We start from the raw sequence: 14,691 nt of genomic DNA, 5'->3' as shown, positions 1-14,691 counted from the left end.
GAACAGCCCAAAATGAAAAATCCCGCTTCGGGGCTGTTTTCCAGAAAACAGCCCCGAAGCGGGATAAAGCCAGCAACTTAATTTAAAAAGATGGCCTACTTCTTATAGCGCACCCCGAAGAAGTCGTTTGGGTTCCAGGTGGGGCGTTCCGCGGCCTGGGCCACCTGGTAACTGATAAGGAAGTTCAGTTGCACGTAGCGCTTGCCCGCCTCAAAATCAAAGGAGTCGTTTAGTTCATCCTGCGGTTTGTGGTAGAAAGCGGCGCGCCAAACCTCCACCTGCTTGTTTAGGTTGTTCTGCCCGTCCTTGGTTTTGTTTCCGTATTTGATGTGCAGCGCTGGAATGCCCTGCGCTACAAAGCTGAACTGGTCACTGCGCACAAAGCGGTTCTGGTCTGGCTCCGGATCGGCTTCCATGGCAATGCCCAGGTAACCTGCCGCCTTAGCCACCGGTTCTTTCAAAGAGGAGTGCTCGGCCCCCAAAGCCACTGCTGAGAGAAGCGGCGCAATGATGGTGGGCATGTCGGTGTTGATATCAGCTACAATCTTCTGCTTGGGCACGGTAGGGTATTTGGCGAAGTACTGCGAGCCCAGCAGGCCCATTTCCTCGCCGGTCACCAGCACAAACAAAAGCGACCGTTTGGGCTTCTGCTTCAGTTGGGAATACACTTTGGCAATCTCCAGCACGCTGGCCACGCCCGAGGCATTGTCATGGGCGCCGTTATAAATAGAATCACCTTTCACCGGCGTACTGATGCCCATATGGTCCAGGTGAGCGCTGTGCACCACGTACTCCTCACGCAGGGTAGGGTCTGAGCCGGTGATCTTGCCGGCTACGTTATAAGAATCAAAATCCTGGTAGGTAGAGGTAAACTTAGCCTGCACCTTTGCCGGCAAGGCCGCTGAATTAGGCGTGCCTTTCTGGAGGTTTGCTACTACTTGGGTTGTGTCCAGGCCCGCACCCTGCAGCAAAGTCTGGAACGTGGCGGCATTAACGTAAGAAAGCATTTTAACCTGGTCAGCGACAAAACTGCCGGAGGCGGCTACTTTTCCATCGGCACCCATGACGCTGTTGGCCCCGCGCGACAGATCCGGTACCCTGGCCTTGGGGTTGTTGTTCCCGATGATCACTCCCACAGCACCGTGGTTCACCGCGTTCTGCAGGATGGTGGAGAAGTTCACGCTGGCGGCCGCAATAGTAGAATGGAAGTTCTTGGGCGCGCCTCTCAGGATCACCACCACTTTGCCTTTCACATCCAGGTTGGCATAGTCATCATAACCCACCTCAGGGGCGGTGATGCCGTAACCGGCGAAAGCCAAAGGAGCATCCAGCGTAACGGTTGGGTTCTGCGGATTTGGGTAAATGGTGAAATCAACGCCAGGGATCAGCGACTTAGTACCCTGGTTTGTGGTGAAAGCCAAGGTGGCGTCTTTGCCCGTGAACGCTTTTCTGAGTCTCACGGTCTGCAGATAGGTGCCATTTTCGCCGCCTGGCTGAATGCCCAATTTCTTGAACTGCTGCACCACATAGTCCACGGCCATCTGGTAACCCGGTGTGCCCGGCAGGCGGCCCTGTAATTTGTCATCCGCTAAGTACTTGATGTGGGCTTTGATGGCCTCGGGTTTTACGGTGTTGAGCTGCTTGGTCACCTCTTTGTCCAGGGTAAGTGACTGCGCGAAGGAAGTGCCCGAGACAAGCAGGGCACCTAAAAGAAGAGATTTGAATTTCATTTTTTAGATAAGTGGTATCTGGTCTCTAAAATAAAGAAGAAAAAACCGAACTGCGGGCGTCCTGGGGAAAGATTAAACGCGCCAACCGTTTGAAGGACGTTTTTGCAAAATCCGTGCTAAACCATAAATCGGAGGCAAAGGCACTTGGCTAGCCGGAAGTTTGCTGGCGGGATAACTCTCCGTTTCAGACCTGTTTTCCTGAAAATGGCTCTTAAACAGTGGCCAGGTTACCTAAGAGAAGGGGGAATGAGGAGGCAAAACTTCCCCTGTTTAGGATAACAAAAAATCCCTGCCGCAAGAAGAGGCAGGGATTCTGTTTATGCATTGGTGGTGATTAAGTCAGGGAAAGGCTTCTACGGCACTTGCCTGCAAACTCCAGATAGTGAATTAGCGCGATTGCTGCCGAACTGGAACGGGTACTGGTTGCAGAGTAGGGCCGGTTAATCTTGAAATCAATTCTTTCAGTAACGAAGCGATGGATGAAACTGTGTTGCTTGTCATGGGTTTAGAAATAAAAGTTGGACAGGGTGCAGCAACTGATTGATTAGTTGCCAGAAGTTCATAGAGCCTGTTCTCTCCCTTCTACCATTGTACTCTCAACGCCGTTGGGTCAAGAAGATTTTACGGCGTTTGAATGAATATAGGAATTATTTTTTACAATTCTTTCCAATTTTCATTCTTGTAGATACAACAATAAGTACAGCAAGGTCTGTTCCAATCTTTCTGAAAAAGTTGAAACTTCTTAAAAAACGGCCTTAAAAGGGAAATACGCCTGCTTTTAATTGCCTTGAAGCTACAAAGGCCCATATAGCCGTTTCACCCCGCAGATTGTCCTCTTGACTTCTTTTCTGGTTGTGGCCGGGGCCTCATTACGCCAAGTTTGTGGAACAGATCACCTTTTCCACTATGCCTTTACCTTTTCTCCGCCAAGATTTTCTCAGAGCTTGTTGCCTGCTCTTGCTTTCTCAAGCAATTTTTTCCTGTTCAGAAGGCGGGGCAATCGGGTTGGACCTGCAGGGAGAGACCCAGGCGGTGCAGTACTCAGACACGGTCACGGTGAATGTGTCCACGGTTTTGCTGGACTCAGTGGTAACCTCGGGTACCGGGACCCTGCTCTTTGGGAACTACCCTGATGCGGTGATCGGGGAGACTACGGCCAGCGCTTACTTCCAGCTCAACCTGGTGGACTACGCCACCATTGACGAGGAAGCCACCTATGATTCCGTGAAGCTGATCCTCCCTTACTCAGGCTATTCCTATGGTGATACCACTGCGCGCATGACCCTGCAGGTGCACCAGTTAGAGGAAGCCATAGAAACTAGGGCTCTGCCGCCCTACATCGGCACGGAGGTGCCCAATTCTTATTTCTATGCCTCCACTGGTTTGTACAATGTGTCCAGCTTCCAGCCGGAGGCCCAGCCCCTGGCCACGCACACTTTTGCCCCTAGACCCGCCAGCGGCGACAGCATTGAGGTAACCCTGCCAGATGAGATGGGAAGAAAGCTTCTGGCGCTGCAGAAAAACGGCGGTACTGCCCTCAACGCCGCGGATTATAAAAAAATCATGAACGGTTTCCGGATCAGTGCCTCGGGGCAGAAAGTTATTCTGGGTGTGACCGGCAGCGGGGTGAAGGTGAGGCTCTACTATACCAATCCTGCTGCCTCAGATATCTCTTCCTATGACTTTGCCCTGACCACCGGCAATACCCAGTTCAACCAGGTAACGGGTGATTACGGCCAGTCGGTCTTCAAAGGCCTCAAGCGTGGGCAGACGGTGAGTAGCACAGCCAAAGATGACATGGCTTTTGCGCAATCAGGTACGGGGATCATGGTCAAGCTGGATTTTCCTTACCTGGCCACCCTGAAAAGCGGGTTGGGCGCCACGCTCATTCACAAGGCCGTGCTGGAGGTGGTGCCGGTCACCAACACCAACCGCTATCCTTCGCCTCCGCCCCAGACCCTGGCCCTTTACCAATCCGGGGAAATGAACGTGCCGGGCTCACCGCTGCTCAAGGACTATTCCACCACAGAAGCCCAGACGGCCACTTACCAGCCCGATGCCGAGTTTGACATGCAGTCTAAATACCGGTTTGTCATCACCGAGTACCTGGACCAACTGCTGGCCGGCACCAAACCCAACAATGGGCTCCTGGTGGCCGCTGTCTCAGAATCCTTTCTCTCAGAAGTAAACAAGATAAATGTGGGAGGTCAGCACCATGCCGCCAACCGCGTGCGGCTCAGAATTTTTTACACCAAGTTAAACCAGTAAACACAAAGAAAATCACCTGTACACATGAGAAAGAGTTTCAATAAGGCAAGCGTATTCCTGGGGTTCTTATGGATGGCCCTGTTTTCCATCACCTCCTGCAGTTCCTCTGAGGATGAGGATTCAGAGCTCACCGGCGATTGGCTGCGGCAGTCAGAGTTTGCGGGCGTGTCCAGGAGCGGGGCCGTTTCCTTTGTGATAGGCGAGAAGGCTTACGTAGGCACCGGCTATGACGGCAAAACCCGTCTGAAAGACTTCTGGCAGTACGATCCCAGTAAAAGTGCCTGGATCAGGATCGCGGATTTCCCCGGCGATGCCCGGAGCGCGGCCGTGAGTTTTACCGCCAACGGCAAAGGCTACGTGGGTACCGGCTACAACGGCGCAGATTACCTCAAAGACTTCTATGAGTATGACCCTGAGGCCAACACCTGGACCAGAATCACCGATTTTCCTGGCAGCGCCCGTTACGGCGCCCTGGCGCTCACCATCAATGACAAAGGATACCTGGGCGCCGGTTATGACGGCAACTACCTCAAGGATTTCTGGCAGTATGACCCCACCACCGGCAGCTGGACCGAGAAAGTAGGCCTGGGCGGCGCCAAGCGCTTCAACGGCTTCGCGTTCTCCCTTAACGGCAAAGGCTACGTGGGAGGAGGCCAGAACAACGGCCTCTATGAAACCGACCTGCTGGAGTATGACCCCGTGAAAGACTCCTGGAAAAGACTGAAAGCCCTGGACGAAACCGACCGCGAGGGCGAAGATTATCCCTCGGCGCGCAGCCTGGCCGTGACTTTCACCATGAATGGCAAAGCCTACCTGTGCGTAGGCACCAACGGCAGCGCGCTTTCTGAGGTGTGGGCCTATGACGCTACCGCCGATACCTGGACCCAGATGAGTGCCTTTGACGGGTACGCCCGCGAAGGCGCGGTAGGCTTTGTGATCGGGAATTACGGATACATCACCACCGGGGCCTATGGTTCCTCCCGCTTTGATGACCTGTGGCAGTTTGACCCCACCATGGCCAACAACGACTAAGCGAGGCGATTCTCCACAGGTAAGCCATTGAGGAGGTAATCAAATACCTGCTGAACTTGGTCCACTATAAGGAATAAAGCCACAAAGCCAGCCGAACCTGATTATTGACCGTTTTCAAGTTTTGGCATAAAAATGTTCTTCACTAAATGCTCACTGAGGAGTCCATCTGATTGGGCTCTTCTTTCATTTTTCTGTACGGGTAACGGGATGGGTACTGAAGAAGCGCATCCGTATGTAAAATCATTAATTAGCTTTACGCCACATGGAGCAAGAATCATATAAGAAAGGCCTCTGGAAAGTAGCGGCCATTACCACGGTGGCCTGGGGAGTCATCAGCCTTTTCCCGGTGATCAATGCGGGCCGTCCGTTTTTCTTCGGGGACCGTCCGCCCAGGCCCCGCCTGCGGGATATGCCTTTTCCGCGGCCGCAGGAGAATATCCTGCTTTCGGTGCTGGAGATCTCGGTGCTTATGTTCTGCCTGTGGTTTATCAATATCTACCTGTATGGCAAGATCAGTAGGCTGGACTGGCGGGAGAAAACCAAAAGTTTTGTAAGGTATGGCATCAGCTATCTGCTCACCGCCTTAGTGTATTACGGTGGGCTGGCGCTCATTTTCGTGATCACCGACGGGGCTCGTTTCCGGATCTTCCCGCTCATAGTGGCGCTCACGAACAACACCATCATTTTGGTGCTCATGGATCTGATGATTCTGCAGCGCAAGAGCGCCCAGATAGCTGTGGAGAACAGCGAACTCAAAATGAATCATGCCATCGCGCAGCACCAGCACCTGAAACACCAGTTGCAGCCGCATTTCCTGTTCAACTCGCTCAACACGCTCAAGTCGCTCATCAAAAAACAGCGGCCCGAGGCCGAGGAATACCTGGTGCGGCTCTCGGCTTTGCTCCGGGCTTCCATCTCCTCGGGGAACGAGACCACCATTCCGCTGCAGGAAGAACTCAAGCTCTGCGTAGATTACCTAGAGATGCAGAAAGTGCGGTTCAAGGATTCGTTTTCCTATACTATTGACATCCCAGACCATATCCTCTCTACCGGCTGTTTGCCCATTTTCTCCCTGCAATTGCTCGTAGAGAATGCCATCAAGCACAACGCCTTTACCGTAGAGGAGCCTTTGCGGATCAGGATTTCCTACGGCCCCGAGGACGCCATTGTGGTCTGGAACAACAAAAAGCTCAAACAGTCCCTGGAGCCATCCTCCGGCATCGGGTTGAAGAACCTGGCGGAGCGCTACCAGGTTATCTGCGGGCACGGCGTGACCATCCGGGAGACCGACCAGTATTTCTCTGTTGAACTAAAGCTGCTTTTCAATGAACATTGTCATAATTGAGGATGAACCCCTCACCGCTGAGGACCTGGAAGATACGCTGCTGGAGGTTGAGCCCGGCGCAAAGATACTGGCGGTGCTGCCCTCGGTGAAAGCGGCCATCGCTTATTTTAGGGAAAACCCTCAGCCCGACCTGATTTTCTCCGATATCCAATTGGGCGATGGGCTGAGCTTTGAGGTGTTCCAGGCCGTGGACATCACCAAGCCGGTGGTGTTCTGCACCGCTTACAACGAGTATGCGCTGGAGGCCTTTAAGGCCAACGGCATTGACTACATCCTGAAACCCTTCAGCCAGGAAACGATCCAGAAAACGCTGCTCAAATACAAGAAGCTACAGGAAAGCCTGGCCCCCGAGAAGCCCGACTACCAGGCCCTGCTGCAACTCCTGGACCATCGGCCAACGCAGAAGCCCCAGTCCGTACTCGTATTCCAGCGCGACAAGATCATTCCGCTGCCTATAGACCAGATAGCGGTGGTTTACTCCCAGAACCTGGTCACACATGTGCTCACCTTTGACCAAAAGAAATTCACTCTCAATCAGAACATGGAAGAAATGGAAGCCCTCTGCGGAAACCAGTTTTTCCGGGCCAACCGGCAGTTCCTGCTCAACTACAAGGCCATCAAGGAAGCCTCGCAGTACTTCGGCCGCAAACTCTCCGTTACGCTCAACATCCCGTTCCAGGAAGAGATCATTGTGAGCAAAGCCAAGAGCCCGCTGTTCCTTGCCTGGCTAGCCCAGTAATAATTTGTTTTAGGGGATAAGGGAATGACGGCCAAAAACTGTCATGAGGATACAGTGTGCCCTTTGTTTTCTAGGGACCAGTTGTTTTGATGCTGATTTCTAGAAAACAGGCCTAAAACCGAAATACACAACTTAAATCAAAACCATTTGCCCCACCTTCTACTTCAATTTTAACTCAACCTTTCAAGTATTATGGAAGACAAACGCATCACAAAATTGGAGAACGAGATTGCCCTGAAACAGAAATGCCTGCATTCAGCGGAACTCCGGAAACAGAATAAGAAGGTGGCCATCTTGCTCATGGAAGATTTGAAGGAGCTCAAGTTCCAGCTCAAAGGCCTGAGACAGCAGCAAGCCAAACTAGCCAAGAGAAAGTCCTTTGTGGTCTCTTACTAACTCCTTTCTCGTTCTTTAAACAAGAAGTAGCATCTTCAGCACGCATTCCGTCCCCCTTTGAAGGGGGTAGGGGGATGATTACTCGTGCAGATTACACGCATTCCCGGAATATTGTAGGGGCAATCCCTTGTGGTTGCTCTTAGCGTTTACCACTGCATATTCTCCCCTTGAGAATTTCCTAAACGAGAGCTTGTGACAGCGAGCAAGGGGGTGTTTACTCCTTCCTATCCTTCCATTCTATAGACTTACTTTAGCTAGTTTGCTCCTGTTGTTGGTGTTATCACCAACAACCAAAAACAGGTGAAATGCGCAAGGGCAACCACAAGGGATTGCCCCTACATATCAAGAAGGCGAGAGACCTGCAAGAGTAATCATCCCCCTACCCCCTTCAAAGGGGGACGGAATGCGTGATAATGGTAGTGGGAAATCCTGCTAAAACGTAGCAACCAATCTTAATAGAAACCATTTCTAGAGGTTTTGTTTACAGGCCGTTTTCTTAATAACTGGCGCAAAACGGCTGGCCATTCCAAAGCTAAAATCCATAGCACCGGCGGCTTCAAACAGGGATATGCCTGCTTCACTGATGTTTAGGTGGTGCAACGGGGCATGTTTCAAGACATTTGTCTCATCGGGCGGAAAGCCTATTACAGATGTTCTGAAGCATGAAACGGTTCCTATTATTGATGATCTTGTTAGCTGGTGCCACGGGTGCCTGGGCCCAGTCTTTTACTCTTTCCGGAAAGGTGATGGATGCCACTGATAAATCCGCCCTACCCGGCGCCACGGTGATAATTACCCGCGTGCTTGACTCTACGCAAACAGTGGCCAGTACCGAGGCCACCGGGGCGTTCAAGGTGCAGGTGCCCGCTGGCAATTATTCCCTCAGAATTACTTTCCTGGGTTACCAGACCTTCCAGAAATCGGTGCCGGTGACCGGGTCAGTGGATTTGGGCACGCTGGCTTTAGCGCTGAACTCCCAGCTGCTGAACGAGGTGAAAGTGGTGGGCAAAATCCCGCCGGGCGAGCAGAAAGGCGATACCACGCAGTTCAACGCAGCCGCATTTAAGACCGCCCCTGATGCGAGCGCCGAAGATTTAGTGCAGAAGATGCCGGGCATCACGGTGACCAACGGCACACTGCAGGCGCAGGGCCAGGACGTGAAACAGGTGCTGGTAGATGGCAAGCGCTTCTTCAGCGATGACCCTAGTGCCGCTCTGCGCAGCCTTCCCGCCGAGGTGATCGCTAACATTCAGATCTTCGACAAGAAAAGCGACCAGGCTGAGTTCAGCGGGGTGGACGATGGCAACTCAGCCAAGACCATCAACATCATCACCAAACCGGAGAAGCGGACGGGACAGTTCGGTAAAGCCTCTGCGGGGTACGGGTCCGATAACAAATACATGGTGGGCGTGGCCGTGAACTCCTTTAATGGGAACCAGCGCCTGACCTTCACCGGCCTCACCAATAACATCAATTTGCTGGACTTCTCGGTGGGCGAGACGCCCGGCGGCGGCATGCGCGGACGTAGGCCACCTATGGGGGGCGGCACTACCTCGGGGTTGATCTCAACTAACACCCTGGGCCTGAATTACAGCGACCTATGGGGCAAGAAGATGGAGGTGAGCGGCAATTACAAGTTCACGGACCGTAGTATCACGAACAACCAGTTCCGGGTGCAGAATTATACACTGCCTTCGGATTCTGGTCAGGTGTACTCAGAGAACCGTTTGAGCGCTACCAATACCAAAGACCACCAGTTCAACTTTCGGCTGGATTATAATATCAACCCCAATAACCGCCTGTTGATCACGCCCAGCCTTACGGTGCAGGAGAGCAATTCAGATAACCAGGTCTCCAGCGCCACCTCCAATCTGAACGGCGCTCTGAATACCTCGGAGAACTCTACCCTAGCCCAGAGTAAATCGCTGACGTTTAACAACAATATCCTGTTCAGCCATAAATTCGGAAAGGTGGGGCGGAATTTCTCGGCCAGCCTAAACACCAGCTACACCAACAGCAACGGTGACAATACCTTGGCGGCAAATACCATTTATTACCGGGGCGCTAATGAAGACCATAGGCAGAACCTGTTCACCGAACAGCACCGCTCCGGGTTCTCCTGGATCGGTGACCTGACCTACAATGAGCCGGTGGGCAAAAGCGGGCAGCTGCAGCTCATCTACAACCTGGGTAACCAACTGAACGATTCAGACAAACGGGCCTATAATCTGGTGGAAGGCACTGGCGAGTATAGCCAGCTGAACACGGCCCTGAGCAACACCTTCCAGAGCACCTATTTCACCCAGCGTTTCGGGACGGGGTATCAGTACAACCAGGGCAAACTGCGGCTGCGGGTGAACGTCCGCTACCAACTGGCCACCTTTGAAAACGACCAGGAGTATCCTTCGGAGGATTTTTATACCCGGCGGTTTACCAGCATTTTGCCCTCGGTGGACCTTAATTTCAAGTTCTCGCAGAGCAAGAACTTTGACTTTAACTACACCACCAGCACCAACGCGCCTTCAGTGGACCAGTTGAGCCAGGCCATAGACAACTCCAATCCGCTCCAACTGTACCAGGGGAACCCGGCCTTGCAGCAAAGCTACACGCACAACTTCCGGACCGGGTTCCGCAACTTCAATACGGAAACCAACCGGGTCTTTTTTGTAGGTGTTTTCGGGAATCTGGTGCAAAACTACGTGGGCAACAGCATCACGCGGGCTACTACAGAGCCCATCACCCTAGCCAATGGGCAAACGCTGGAGAAAGGGCAGCAACTCACCACACCGGTGAACCTGGATGGTTACGTAAACGTGCGCTCGGTCTTCCACCTGGGGCAGCCGGTGGGTTTTCTTAAATCCAACTTCGGGGTAAATGGATCGGTGGGGTACACCCGCACGCCAGGTCTCACAAACGGTCAACTGAACATCGCGAGTGCGCCTAACGTGGGCGGAGGGTTGTCTTTGAGCAGCAACATCAGCGAGAAGATTGATTTCAATATCTCCACCAACTCCACTTACAACTTTGTGCAGAACTCGCTCCAAAGCCAATTGAATAGCAACTACTTCACCCAGAACACCAGCCTAAAGTACAACTGGATCTTCGGACCGGGGTTGGTGTACCGCACCGAGCTGAACCACCAGTACAACTCGGGTTTGTCTGAGGGGTACAATGCCAACTACCTGCTCTGGAACATGAGCATCAGCAAGAAGCTGTTCAAAAGCCAGGTGGCCGAGCTGAGCCTGAGCGTGAATGACCTCCTGAACCAGAACGTTAGCGTGCAACGCAACATCACCCCGCAGTACGTGGAGGACGTGCAGTCCAGCGTGCTGCAGCGGTTCTTCATGCTCACCTTCACCTACAACCTGCGCAACTTTACAGGCAGCGCGCCCCAGGAACAGAAACGAGACCGTGATTTCCCTGGCCCGCCTCCCGGCGGAGGATTACCCGGCGGACCGCCACCCCAGGGATAACCGGCACTAGATTAAATAAGGAAAACGCTTTTGCCATAGGGTGAAAGCGTTTTTTGTTTCGGGCCTGATTTGGGAAAACAGCCCCCAGAATGAGTTGGTCGTTTGACCTGCCGGTTCTGTCCGGTTCACTTCGGGAATTGTCCGTTTGGCCAAATTCAGTCTGCTTTGGCCCTTTTCTGGCACCTGCTTTGCAAATAACCAATCACCGGGACAAGCAGCCCGGATCAAAATAGAAACTCTAAACCCATTAATTAAAACGAAGATGAAAAAGGTAGTAGTAATGTTAGCGTTAGGTTTGGCGATAGCCGGTACTTCTCAGGCGCAGGATAATCCGCAACGTGGCCAGAGATCAGAGAACAGAACCGAGCAGGGCAGAGGCAACCGCGAGGCTCGCCGTGATGGAGACCGCAGAGAAAAACTGACTCCCGAGCAGCACGCCACCAAGCGCACCGAGATGCTGAGCCAGAAGTATGATCTAAGCAGCTCGCAGAAAAGAAAACTGCAGGCCCTGAACCTGAAACACGCCCAGCAGATGGAAAGCTTCCGCGGCCAGTTTGCCCAGAAAAGCCAACGCATTGAGCGCAACGACCAGCAGCACCAGCAAATGAAAGCCCTGCGCACCAATTGGGAAAAAGAACTCAAAGACATCCTGACCAAAAAGCAATACGCCAAATACCAGGAAGACCGCAAACAGATGCAAGCCAACCGCGCTAACCGCCGGGGAAAAGACGGCAACCGCTTTGACCGCGACAGCACCCGTTCAAGAGGACAAAACAGAAGTTAAGTAGTAGTTTTAGCGCGCAAAAGAGGCAGGCCAGTGGCTTGCCTCTTTTGCTTTCAAGGGTTGTGGCGTAAGCTGTCTGATGGATTTGGGTGGGATGTATTTTTGGGAAAGTGGCATTCTGATTTGGTACGGGCATAAAAAATCCTTGCCACCAAACGGCAGCAAGGATTCTGATTATTCTAAAAAGGATTCTGATTATTCTAAAATGGTATTGAAATCTGTTTAGGCGGTCACCTGGATGATTGATTCAGAGAAGCGCTCCATTTCTTCTAGTTGTGGGCTACACTGCAGCAGGAAGAAATCAACGCCTACTTTCTCGTACTCGCCGATGCGGTCCTGGATCTGGGCAGGGGTTCCGGTGAGGCCGGTGCGCAGACCGCGGTTAGACACGGAGTAGTCCTGCAAAGAAACCTGCTGCTCCAGCTGCGTGCCCGCCAGCCATTGCTGGTAGTTGCCGTATCCGGCAGCCGAGGCTTGTACATTGGTGATGCGGTCCAACTCCTGATTTACTTCCTGCTCCGTGTCGCGCACGATGGAGTAAGCGGCCACCCCGAATTTCATAGGTGGCAAACCGGCTTTCTCGCGGCGTTCGCGCATGTCAGAGATACGGTTCCCGATGGTCTCCGGGGAGTCACCGTGCATCACGTAGCCATCGCACTGGTTAGAGATCAACGTTTTGGCGGCTTCAGATTCGCCCCCGGCGTAGATGAACGGCTTCTTTTTGGGCTTGGGCTGCAGCACGTTGTCGGTGACTTGGTAGTACTTGCCTTCATAGGTGAAATGGTCTTTCTCCCAGAGGTTGGTCACCACGTCCAGCCACTCTTTGGTGCGGGCGTAGCGGTCATCGTGCTGCTCAAACTGGATGCCGTATTTAGTGGCTTCGTCCTTCCACCAGCTAGACACCACGTTCAGAGACAGGCGGCCGTTGCTGATGAGGTCAATGTTGGCGGCGGCTTTCGCGAGCAGTGCCGGGTTATGAAACGTAGGGCGCACGGCCACCATGATCTCCAGTTCTTCAGTCACGGCAGCCAAAGCGGCGGCGGTAGACCAGGCATCCAGCGCCGGAGCTTCCTGGCCTTTGATGTCGTTCAAGTATAATTCAGCAATAAGGGCCAGGCTGTAGCCCCAATCCTCGCTGCGTTGCGCCAGCTTCTTCACGTACTCCCAGGAGGTGGTCATGCCTTCATCGGGCACGTTGCGCAGCCAGCCGCCAAATACAGGTAACCAATATCCGAAATGCATGCTTATACCTCCTCAGTTACTAGTTGGGCCTTTTTCTCCAGGTAGTCCACCAATTTCTTGTGCGGGTTGAACCCGATCACGTTCACGGCATCGGCCACGAAGTTAGAGAGCGCGTTCACGTCATAGTAATAGATCTGTCCATCGCGGTCGTCAATGATGTACTCAATGCCGCCCACGTCAATACCTGAGTTCTGCATGATGGCCTCAATGGCGTCAATCACTTCCTGCTCCGGGGTATAGCCCTCTACTTTCAGGCCATTTTTAGGTGCGTCCAGGGCGCAGGCGTTGCGCACCAGTTCCACACCGGTAGTCGTCTGGCAGATATCGGCAGGGCACAGATTAAAACTTTCGCCGGTGGTGTACACTTTGATGGCGTACAGGTATTTACCGCCCAAAGTCTCTACGCGGTGGATGTACCCGCCGCGGGCCGGGATGAACTCCTGCACCAGGGCCGTGTGGTCAATACCCAAGTCGATCTCGTTGTTGGCTATTGATTGCTCCAGGGCCTCCACAGAATCATACTTGATGATCCCCGCGCCGCTACCGCCAATGTTGGCTTTCACCACGATGGGGAAACGCAGGCCTTCGGCAGCTTTCACGGCCTGGGAAGCGTGGTTGATCACGCGCGCTTTTGGATAAGGCAGACCCAGTGACTGCAGCAAAGACAACTGCAGGGCTTTGTTGGTCTCGTACTGGAAAGCTTTGTGGCCATTCACGGTTGGGGTGCCGGTGCGCTCCAGGTGGGCGAGTAAGCCCAAGGTATAGAAAATGCCATTCTCATTGCCGCGCAGGTAAGCAGAAGGGCTCATGCGGTTGAAGAACAGGCTGTATGGGGTTTCGTCCTCAGCCAGGTCATAGGTGTGCTCAGCGGCGTTCAGGCGTACATATGGAAGGCCGCGGGCGTCCAGTTCCTCAAACAAAGGCTTGAACCAGTCTGGGTGCTCGTGGTAGATGGCAATAGGCTTTACGGATGCAGAAGTTGACATATTCGTTCGTGTATTACTTGTGGTGTGTTAATTTAGCTAATCTCTATAGGTTTAGAGGAGTATTGTGTTGTAAGCAAAAGGAAAACCCTTTTTCAGGGCTGCTTTTACAAAATCAGGTTAAAAACGGAGGATGGATTTGGCTCCTAAGTGCCAGCCGGTTTAAGGAGAGAAGAAATGATGTGGTGGCAAATCATGAACCCGGGTACAAAACTGGAAACACAGTAGTAACGGGCAGGCTTCTTCAGAACCCTTCCGGCGAGATGCGCCTCAACAACAACAACGGTTCTGCTTAGACACAGAAACCGGAATAGGTTGCAAAGTTTGACCGAATAATCCGGAGATCAGATCGTTCAGAAAAGAGGCAATAGAAGAAAGCGTGTGCTGCATCATGGGTTTTCTTACGGTTTATATTTCCTAAATGCTTTAGGCAGGAATTAGCACCTTGTCTTTGTAGGTTGCTAGAAGTTCACAGAGCCTGTTCTCTCCCTTCTTCTTTATAAATCAAAACCCTGGATAGGGATAATCGACTTTACGGGTGCAAATGTGGAAGCGAAAAAGTTAGCATCCAAATTTTAGGTTAAATTATTGTAGCTACAGGAAATCTGCTTACGGCCAAAGTACTTGTTGGTCCCATGCAGTACTTACTTATTAACGATGTCTGTTTTCCTGTTTTGAAGCTGTTTTTTCCATAACAAG

The 14,691-nt window shown here is 52.5% G+C and carries 10 protein-coding genes and 1 riboswitch; of the genes, 7 read left to right on the top strand and 3 right to left on the bottom strand.

What is annotated here, in order from left to right; genetic code table 11:
• Nucleotides 1-95 precede the first annotated feature (95 nt).
• Complete coding sequence (locus J3P35_RS16715; protein WP_210465813.1) at nt 96-1,730, bottom strand: M28 family peptidase; 1,635 nt, start codon at nt 1,728-1,730, stop codon at nt 96-98.
• Between the two features lie 957 nt (nt 1,731-2,687).
• Here J3P35_RS16715 and J3P35_RS16710 point away from each other — a divergent pair.
• The 7 genes from J3P35_RS16710 (at nt 2,688) to J3P35_RS16680 (ending at nt 11,767) form a co-directional block, all read left to right on the top strand.
• Entirely contained in the window at nt 2,688-3,998 is a 1,311-nt protein-coding gene (locus tag J3P35_RS16710; protein ID WP_210465812.1) for a DUF4270 family protein, read from the top strand.
• A gap of 24 nt (nt 3,999-4,022) precedes the next feature.
• The gene (locus J3P35_RS16705; protein ID WP_246850338.1) at nt 4,023-5,030 is read left to right on the top strand and encodes a Kelch repeat-containing protein; all 1,008 of its coding nucleotides are present in this window, start codon (nt 4,023-4,025) and stop codon (nt 5,028-5,030) included.
• Nucleotides 5,031-5,292: 262 nt separating this feature from the next.
• A complete protein-coding gene (locus tag J3P35_RS16700; protein WP_210465811.1) occupies nt 5,293-6,375 on the top strand; it encodes a sensor histidine kinase in 1,083 nt (360 codons plus the stop codon).
• Nucleotides 6,356-7,114 (top strand): LytR/AlgR family response regulator transcription factor, encoded by a 759-nt coding sequence (locus J3P35_RS16695; RefSeq protein WP_210465810.1) that lies wholly within the window; start codon nt 6,356-6,358, stop codon nt 7,112-7,114. Before J3P35_RS16700 ends, J3P35_RS16695 begins: the two co-directional genes overlap by 20 nt.
• Before the next feature lie 192 nt (nt 7,115-7,306).
• On the top strand, nt 7,307-7,510 hold the full coding sequence (locus J3P35_RS16690) for a hypothetical protein (RefSeq protein ID WP_210465809.1): 204 nt from the start codon (nt 7,307-7,309) through the stop codon (nt 7,508-7,510).
• A 662-nt stretch (nt 7,511-8,172) separates the two neighbouring features.
• Nucleotides 8,173-10,983 carry an outer membrane beta-barrel protein gene (locus J3P35_RS16685; RefSeq protein ID WP_210465808.1) on the top strand — a complete coding sequence of 937 codons (2,811 nt, stop codon included), beginning with the start codon at nt 8,173-8,175 and terminating at the stop codon, nt 10,981-10,983.
• 262 nt (nt 10,984-11,245) lie between these two features.
• Nucleotides 11,246-11,767, top strand: a complete 522-nt coding sequence (locus J3P35_RS16680; RefSeq protein WP_210465807.1) for a DUF4890 domain-containing protein — start codon at nt 11,246-11,248, stop codon at nt 11,765-11,767.
• 222 nt (nt 11,768-11,989) lie between these two features.
• On the opposite strand, the gene J3P35_RS16675 is transcribed toward J3P35_RS16680, so the two are convergent.
• Together J3P35_RS16675 and J3P35_RS16670 are read right to left on the bottom strand one after the other, a co-directional pair.
• Complete coding sequence (locus tag J3P35_RS16675) at nt 11,990-13,009, bottom strand: LLM class flavin-dependent oxidoreductase (protein ID WP_210465806.1); 1,020 nt, start codon at nt 13,007-13,009, stop codon at nt 11,990-11,992.
• Nucleotides 13,010-13,011: 2 nt separating this feature from the next.
• Nucleotides 13,012-13,995 (bottom strand): ATP-grasp domain-containing protein, encoded by a 984-nt coding sequence (locus tag J3P35_RS16670; RefSeq protein WP_210465805.1) that lies wholly within the window; start codon nt 13,993-13,995, stop codon nt 13,012-13,014.
• Between the two features lie 402 nt (nt 13,996-14,397).
• Nucleotides 14,398-14,498, bottom strand: a riboswitch (SAM riboswitch).
• Nucleotides 14,499-14,691 lie beyond the last annotated feature (193 nt).

Origin of the sequence: Rufibacter roseolus (assembly GCF_017916365.1) — a bacterium.
GTDB classification, from domain to species: domain Bacteria; phylum Bacteroidota; class Bacteroidia; order Cytophagales; family Hymenobacteraceae; genus Nibribacter; species Nibribacter roseolus.
Note: the sequence above shows the minus strand (reverse complement) of the source record. Positions and strands in the feature narration are given on the sequence as shown.

Coding starts and splice junctions, on each gene's coding strand:
- J3P35_RS16705 (WP_246850338.1), top strand. CDS start 4,023: ATGAGAAAGAGTTTCAATAAGGCAAGCGTATTCCTGGGGTTCTTATGG.
- J3P35_RS16680 (WP_210465807.1), top strand. CDS start 11,246: ATGAAAAAGGTAGTAGTAATGTTAGCGTTAGGTTTGGCGATAGCCGGT.
- J3P35_RS16685 (WP_210465808.1), top strand. CDS start 8,173: ATGAAACGGTTCCTATTATTGATGATCTTGTTAGCTGGTGCCACGGGT.
- J3P35_RS16695 (WP_210465810.1), top strand. CDS start 6,356: ATGAACATTGTCATAATTGAGGATGAACCCCTCACCGCTGAGGACCTG.
- J3P35_RS16715 (WP_210465813.1), bottom strand. CDS start 1,730: ATGAAATTCAAATCTCTTCTTTTAGGTGCCCTGCTTGTCTCGGGCACT.
- J3P35_RS16675 (WP_210465806.1), bottom strand. CDS start 13,009: ATGCATTTCGGATATTGGTTACCTGTATTTGGCGGCTGGCTGCGCAAC.
- J3P35_RS16690 (WP_210465809.1), top strand. CDS start 7,307: ATGGAAGACAAACGCATCACAAAATTGGAGAACGAGATTGCCCTGAAA.
- J3P35_RS16670 (WP_210465805.1), bottom strand. CDS start 13,995: ATGTCAACTTCTGCATCCGTAAAGCCTATTGCCATCTACCACGAGCAC.
- J3P35_RS16700 (WP_210465811.1), top strand. CDS start 5,293: ATGGAGCAAGAATCATATAAGAAAGGCCTCTGGAAAGTAGCGGCCATT.